The sequence below is a fragment of the Pseudomonas putida genome (genome assembly GCF_001941965.1).
Classification (GTDB): Bacteria; Pseudomonadota; Gammaproteobacteria; order Pseudomonadales; family Pseudomonadaceae; genus Aquipseudomonas; species Aquipseudomonas putida_L.
Map to the genome: position 1 here is coordinate 44,812 of NZ_MKZO01000039.1, position 6,377 is coordinate 51,188.

Annotated in this window: 5 protein-coding genes; 3 read left to right on the top strand and 2 right to left on the bottom strand. The window is 65.3% G+C overall.

Annotated elements, in window-relative coordinates:
• Window positions 1-74 precede the first annotated feature (74 nt).
• Entirely contained in the window at window positions 75-1,754 is a 1,680-nt protein-coding gene (locus PSEMO_RS34490; protein WP_075805121.1) for a methyl-accepting chemotaxis protein, read from the bottom strand.
• A 194-nt stretch (window positions 1,755-1,948) separates the two neighbouring features.
• On the opposite strand from PSEMO_RS34490, the gene PSEMO_RS22170 reads away from it, so the two are divergent.
• The 3 genes from PSEMO_RS22170 (at window position 1,949) to PSEMO_RS22180 (ending at window position 4,268) form a co-directional block, all read left to right on the top strand.
• A complete protein-coding gene (locus tag PSEMO_RS22170; RefSeq protein ID WP_075805122.1) occupies window positions 1,949-2,896 on the top strand; it encodes a Ppx/GppA phosphatase family protein in 948 nt (315 codons plus the stop codon).
• Between the two features lie 20 nt (window positions 2,897-2,916).
• The gene (locus tag PSEMO_RS22175; RefSeq protein WP_075805123.1) at window positions 2,917-3,933 is read left to right on the top strand and encodes a transporter; all 1,017 of its coding nucleotides are present in this window, start codon (window positions 2,917-2,919) and stop codon (window positions 3,931-3,933) included.
• 146 nt (window positions 3,934-4,079) lie between these two features.
• Complete coding sequence (locus PSEMO_RS22180; protein ID WP_075805124.1) at window positions 4,080-4,268, top strand: co-regulatory protein PtrA N-terminal domain-containing protein; 189 nt, start codon at window positions 4,080-4,082, stop codon at window positions 4,266-4,268.
• On the opposite strand, the gene PSEMO_RS22185 is transcribed toward PSEMO_RS22180, so the two are convergent.
• Complete coding sequence (locus tag PSEMO_RS22185) at window positions 4,269-6,368, bottom strand: TonB-dependent receptor (protein ID WP_075805125.1); 2,100 nt, start codon at window positions 6,366-6,368, stop codon at window positions 4,269-4,271.
• Window positions 6,369-6,377: the final 9 nt, after the last annotated feature.

Below are 6,377 nucleotides of genomic sequence, written 5' to 3' on the forward strand. Positions count from 1 at the left end.
GGTACTGCACAAGTCTCAAGGTTTGTGCTGACCCTGTGGGAGCTGGCTTGCCAGCGATGAGGCCCGAAAGCGCACTAGATCCGGAACTGCTTCACCAACGCCCGCAGATGCCCCTCCAGCGCCGACAGACTCTGCGCCGTCTGCGCCCCCTGCCGGGTCTGCTCGGCCACGCTGTCCACCGCCTGGGCGATCTGGTGCACGCTGCGGTTGATCTCCTCGGCCACGGCCGTCTGTTCCTCCGCCGCACTGGCGATCTGCGCGTTCATCGAGCTGATGGTGCCAATCAACCCCGCCATGGCATCCAGCGACACCCCGGCCTCGCTGGCCTGGTCGCGGGTGCTGTCGCCGGCTTCGCAGGAGTTGCGCATCGACTCCACCGCCGAATGGGTGCCGGTGGTCAGGCGATCGATCATCACCTGGATTTCCTGGGTGCTCTGCTGGGTCCGGCTGGCCAGCCCGCGTACCTCATCGGCAACCACGGCGAAACCACGCCCGGCCTCACCGGCCCGGGCTGCCTCGATGGCGGCGTTGAGGGCCAGGAGGTTGGTCTGCTCGGCAATCGAGCGGATCACCCCGAGCACCCCGACGATGGACTGCACGTCCTGCTGCAGGCTGTCCAGCGAGGTGCCGCTGCCGCGAATGTTCTCCACCAGCGCATGAATGCGCTTGATGCTGCCGTCTACCACCTGCCGCGCCTGCTGGCCCTGGCTGTCGGTTTCCTGGGCGGCCTGGGCGGCGTTCTGCGCGCTGTGGGCCACTTCCAGGGCAGCGGCGGACATCTGGTTGATCGCCGTGGCCACCTGGGTGGTTTCGTGGCGCTGGGCTTCCATCGCCTGCTCGGAACGGCGGCTCTGGCTTTCCACGGCCTCGACCAGGGTCGACAGCTCGCCGCTGACCTCGACCACCTGGCGCACCAGGCCCTGGATCTTCTCGACGAAGCGGTTGAACGAGCCGGCCAGCTGGCCCAGCTCGTCGTTGCCGGCCCGCAGGCGGTGGGTCAGGTCGCCGTCGCCGTCGGCGATCGCGTCGAGGTTGTCCTTCATCGCCTTGAGCGGCTTGAGCAGGGTGTTGCTGAGCATCAGCCCGGCGATGCCGAGGATCACCAGGAGCACCGCGGCGATGGCGATGATGCTGGTGAGGATCGAGTCGATGCGCTGGTCGATCTCGGCGCGCAGCTCGGTGATGCGCAGCTCGATGTTGTCCAGGTTCACTGCGGTCCCGACGGCCATGTCCCATTTCGGCAGGTAGAAGCTGTAGGCCAGCTTCGGCACCTGCACGCTTTCGTTGCCCGGCAGCGGCGAGCTGTAGTTGACGTAGTGGCTGCCGTCCTTGGCCACCCGCACCAGCTCGCGGTTGATGAACACGCCGTTGACGTCCTTGCGGTCGCTGAGGTTCTTGCCCACGTCCACCGGGCTGTCGCCACGGAACAGGCGGACCACGTTGGAGTCGTGGGCGAAGAAGTAGCCATCCTTGCCGTACTTGATCTTCGCCAGCAGGGCGATGGCTTCGCTTCGGCTGGCCAGGTCGCCGGCGGGGGCGGCGTCGTACAGGGCCTGGACCGAGCCAACGGCGATCTGCATGTAGTGTTCGAGGCTCTGGCGGCTTTCATCCAGCAGGCGCTGGCGGGTTTCGCTGATCTCGCTTTCGGCGAGGTTGCGCAGGATCCGGTCGGCGGCGCCACTGATGACCAGGGCGAAAACCAGGACGGGGAGTACGGCAAGCAACAGCAGTTTTGTTTTTAGAGTCAGCTGCATCTTCGAGTCCTCAGTGACGGGCACAAGGCGAGGGGAGGTAACAGGGTCATCGGCCTGGCCGGGAAAAGCTGAAGGCTCGAGGGCGCACGCGTCACCGAAGTGTCATGAAACGAGAGGTAACATTCCTGCCATCAAATTCGAACATGCTTGCGCCCGGCGCGGAATTGGCCGTCGGACCTATCAGGACATCTCCCATGAAAGGCAGCGCCCCCCTGTTTGCGGCCGTGGACCTCGGTTCCAACGCCTTCCGCATGACCATCGGCCAGCAGATTCCCGGCAACCGCTGCCCGCTGATCCGCAAGGTGAAAAGCCTGCGCGAGCCAGTGCGCCTGGCCGAGGGGCTGCGTGACGAGTCGCTGGACAAGCTCGCCCTGGAGCGCGGCTGGCAGGCCCTGGAGCGCTTCGGCAAACACCTCAGCGGCTTCAAGGAGGCGCGGGTGCGCGCGGTGGCCACCAGCGCAGTGCGCCAGGCGCGCAATGCAGCGGTGTTCCTGGAAGGCGCCGAGGCCCGCCTGGGCTTTCCCATCAGGGTGATTTCCGGCCAGGAAGAAGCCGAGCTGGTGTTCTCCGGCATCGCCCACACCATGCCGTGCGAGAAAACCACGCGCCTGGTGGTGGATATCGGCGGCGGCTCCACCGAGCTGATCGTCGGCCGCGGCAAGCAGCCGATCTTCACCGAAAGCCTGACCATCGGCTCCGGCACCTTTGGCAAGCGCTATTTCCCCGCTGGCCGGGTCGACAGCCGCGCCCTGCAGCAGGCCGAGCAGCACGCCACCCTGGAGTTCTCCCGGGTCGATGGTTATATCCGCGAACACGACTGGCATGCGGCGATCGGCTCGTCCGGCACCGCGCGCATGCTGTCCCGGGTGCTCAAGGCCAATGGCCTGAACGAGGGCGGGCGCGATGGCATCACCTATGCCGGGCTGTTGCGCCTGTCCCTGGCCCTGCTCGGTGCCGGCCAGGTCAAGCGCCTCAAGCTTGGCGGTCTGCAGGCCCATCGCCAGGGCATGCTCCCCGGTGGCCTGGCGATCATGCTGGCGGCGTTCAAGGTCTTCGGTATCGAGGACATGACCCCGTCCGAGCCCGGCCTGCGTTTCGGCCTGCTGCACAGCCTCGTGGATAGCGGTTCTTCCCGTCACTGATTCCCTTGCCGAGAGCCCGCATGATCACCACCCAGGGCCATCAGCAGGACGCCGACCTCAACGGCCTGCTCTACGGTTTCGTGTTCCGTCCCGGCCAGCCGGGGCGGGAGATCGATTCCAGCGAAGCCCGCGAGCTGATGCTCGCGCCCCGCGACCCCGAGGAATTCCTCTGGCTGCACATGAACCTCGCCCACGCCGCCTGCGAGCGCTGGATGAAGGGCAGCCTCGACCTGCCGGAAACCTTCTTCGAAACCCTGCGCGAAGGCTCGCGCTCGACCCGCATCGAACACGCCGACACCGCCTTGCTCGCGGTGGTCAACGATGTGGTGTTCAACTTCGGCATGGTCTCGTCCGACGTTTCCACCCTGTGGGCCTGCGTGCGCCCGCGTTTGCTGGTGAGTACGCGCCTGCAGCCGCTGCACTCGGTGGATCGCCTGCGTTCGTCGGTCAAGCGTGGCGAGCAGTTCAGCTCGACCATCGAGTTGCTGGTGCACCTGTTCGGCGACCAAGGCGATGTACTGACCCAGATCGTCCGCGAGACCACCATGAACGTTGACCGCATCGAGGATCAGTTGCTGTCCCAGCGCCTCAGCGACAACCGCGCCGACCTCAGCGCCATGCGCCGTGTACTGGTGCGCCTGCAACGCCTGCTGGCGCTGGAGCCGGGCTCGCTGCTGCGCCTGCTCAACCGGCCGCCGGACTGGCTGCAGGAGCAGGACATCCGCCAATTGCGCGCGGCCACCGAGGAGTTCTCGGTGATCATCAACGACCTCACGGCGCTGGGCGAGCGGATCAAGCTGCTGCAGGAAGAGATCGCGGCCAAGCTGACCGAGGAGAACAACCGCACCCTGTTCACCCTGACGGTGGTCACGGTGCTGGCGCTGCCGATCAACATCATTGCCGGCTTCTTCGGCATGAACGTGGGCGGGGTGCCGCTGTCGGAGGACCCCAACGGCTTCTGGGTGCTGGTGGTGCTGGTGGCGACCTTTACCGCGCTGGCGGGGCGCTGGGCCTTCCGCAAGCGTGGGGACTACTGACGCTCGCGTCAGGCTTTCGGGCTGCTCCGCAGCGAGCAGACCGGGAAAGACAGCAGCGCTCCCGGCGCTTAATTCCTGGTTAATCGCACCTTCGGACAATGCCCGGGCTAAACGATTTCCGTTAGCCCAAGCAAAGGTCCTATTCCATGTCCATGTTCAAAGCCGCAACCCTGTCCGTCCTTTTCGCCCTGCCAGTCCTGGCCCATGCAGAAGGCGGCAGCGACCGGGTCAATGAATGGCATGCGCAATTCCAGCAGGCACAAAAAGAGGCACCGCAGCAGGCGGTAGCCGACAAGAAAGCCGAGCAGTCGACTGCCGACAAGCGCGATTCCTGATCACAGGTCGTAACGCACGCTCAAGGTGATGGTCCGCGGATCATTCACCGAGTAATACGCCGTACTGCTCGCCGCCGAATACGCAATGCTTTGCGGATAAGCGCGGTTGAGCAGGTTCTTCACCGCAAGGGTGGTGGTCCAGTGACCATCACCACTGCTGTAGCTGCTGGTGGCGTTCCAGAAACTCTGCTGCGGCACCTCATAGATATCGCCATTCACCGCATTCGCGTAGGACTTGCTCTGGAATTGCCAGTCGGTCCCCGCCACCAGTGCGCCCGGTACGTCTACCGGCAGCGTCCAGTTCAAGCCCAGCGCCAGGTTCCAGCGCGGCGCGAAGACCATCCGGTTGCCATCGGCATCCACCCCCGGCCCTGCCGCATTCTTGAAGTCGTCGTACTGCGCCTCGAGGTAGCCGAGATTGGCCTTGAAGGTCAGGTCGCGGCTGAGCAGCGCGGTGTTTTCCAGTTCCACCCCGTAGCTGTGGGCGCTGCCGACGTTGGTGCGCAGGTTGGCGCTGATCGCCGGGTCCCAGGCGTTGGTCTGCAGGTCCTTGTAGTCGTTGTAGAACACCGCGATGTTGCTGCGCAGGCGGCCATCGAGGTAGTCGCCCTTCACGCCGGTTTCATAGGTGATGACGTTCTCCGGGTCGAAGCCCTGCAAGGCGGCGAGGCGGGTCGGTGCGCGGTTGTCGAAGCCGCCGGCCTTGAAACCCTTGGCCACGTAGCCGTACTGGGTCAGCTCGTCGCTCCAGGCGTATTCCAGGCCCAGCTTGGGGCTGAACGAGGCCCAGCTTTCGCTGGTTTCGGCGCTGAAGTTGAGGCCGGTGATCTCGCGCTGTCGGGTAATGGCGTAGTTCTGGTAGTCGAAGTTCTTGTGCTCGGCGGTGTAGCGCAGGCCGGCGGTCAGGGACAGGCGTGAGGTCAGCTTGTACGTGCCCTGGCCATACAGGGCGTAGCTTTCGGTGTCGGTGGTGCTGTACTGGCCGCTGGCATTGACCCGGTCGGCCGCCACCGAGTAGGTCAGGCTGTCGCGCTCGGCGCGGAAGCGCTCCTTGTACAGGTAGGCGCCGAGGGTGAAGTTGAAGCGCTGGTACTCGCCGTTGAGCTGGAACTCCTGGGTGGCGTAGCGCTGCTTGTAGTGGATCAGGTTGTTCTGCGTCGGTGCGGCGTTGCCGGTGTTGGCTTCGCCGGAGTTGTCGTAGTCCACCGGCTGGTCGAAGGCCGACCAGGCGGTGACCGACTTGAAGCTCAGCTGATCGTCGAAGTGGTAGATCGAGCGCAGCACTGCACTGCCCTGGTCGAGGCGGTTCTTCGGGTCGAGGCTGCTGTAGGTCTTGAACTTGTCGAAGTGGCCGTTGCTCGGGTCGAAAGGGGTGTAGCTGGTGGTGTCGCCGCGGTCGAAGGTGCCGGCCAGGGTCAGTTGCGTGTCCCAGGCCGAGTCCACCGGGGCCAGGCGCAGCTTGCCGCGATAGGACTGGATATCCACGTTGTTGACGTCCTTGTGCCGGGTGCGGTTGTACACCGTGCCATCGCGGCTCAGGCGCAGGGCCGAGAAGCTAGCGAACAGGGTGTCGTCCACCAGCGGGCCGCTGACCAGCAGGCGGCCGTTGCGTGCGTCGTAGTTGCCGGCGCCGAGTTCGACGAAGGCGCGGGTTTTCTGGTCCGGGTCGCGGGTGATCACACGGATCGCCCCGGCGGCGCTGTTGCGGCCGTACAGGGTGCCTTGCGGGCCACGCAGCACTTCGACGCGCTCGACATCGTTGAAGTTGAGCATCGAGGAGATCGCCCGGGGGATGTACAGGTCGTCGGCATAGACGGCCACGGCGGCTTCCTGGATCGGGTCGGTCTCGCCGATGCCGCGGATGCCGTAGGTCTGGGCGCTGTAGGAGATCGACTGGCGATTCAGGGTCAGGTTCGGGACGCGGCCGGAGAGGTCGCGGATATTGTTGATCTGCTGGTCGCGCAGGGTGGTTTCGTCGAAGGCGCTGATGGCCACCGGGGTTTTCTGCAGGTTTTCCTGACGGTGCTCGGCGGTGACGGTGACGCTGGGCAGGCGTTCTTCGGTGGCGGCGATGGTGGTCAGGGGGAGGGTCAGCAACAATGGGGGGAG

Coding starts and splice junctions, on each gene's coding strand:
- PSEMO_RS34490 (WP_075805121.1), bottom strand. CDS start 1,754: ATGCAGCTGACTCTAAAAACAAAACTGCTGTTGCTTGCCGTACTCCCC.
- PSEMO_RS22170 (WP_075805122.1), top strand. CDS start 1,949: ATGAAAGGCAGCGCCCCCCTGTTTGCGGCCGTGGACCTCGGTTCCAAC.
- PSEMO_RS22175 (WP_075805123.1), top strand. CDS start 2,917: ATGATCACCACCCAGGGCCATCAGCAGGACGCCGACCTCAACGGCCTG.
- PSEMO_RS22180 (WP_075805124.1), top strand. CDS start 4,080: ATGTCCATGTTCAAAGCCGCAACCCTGTCCGTCCTTTTCGCCCTGCCA.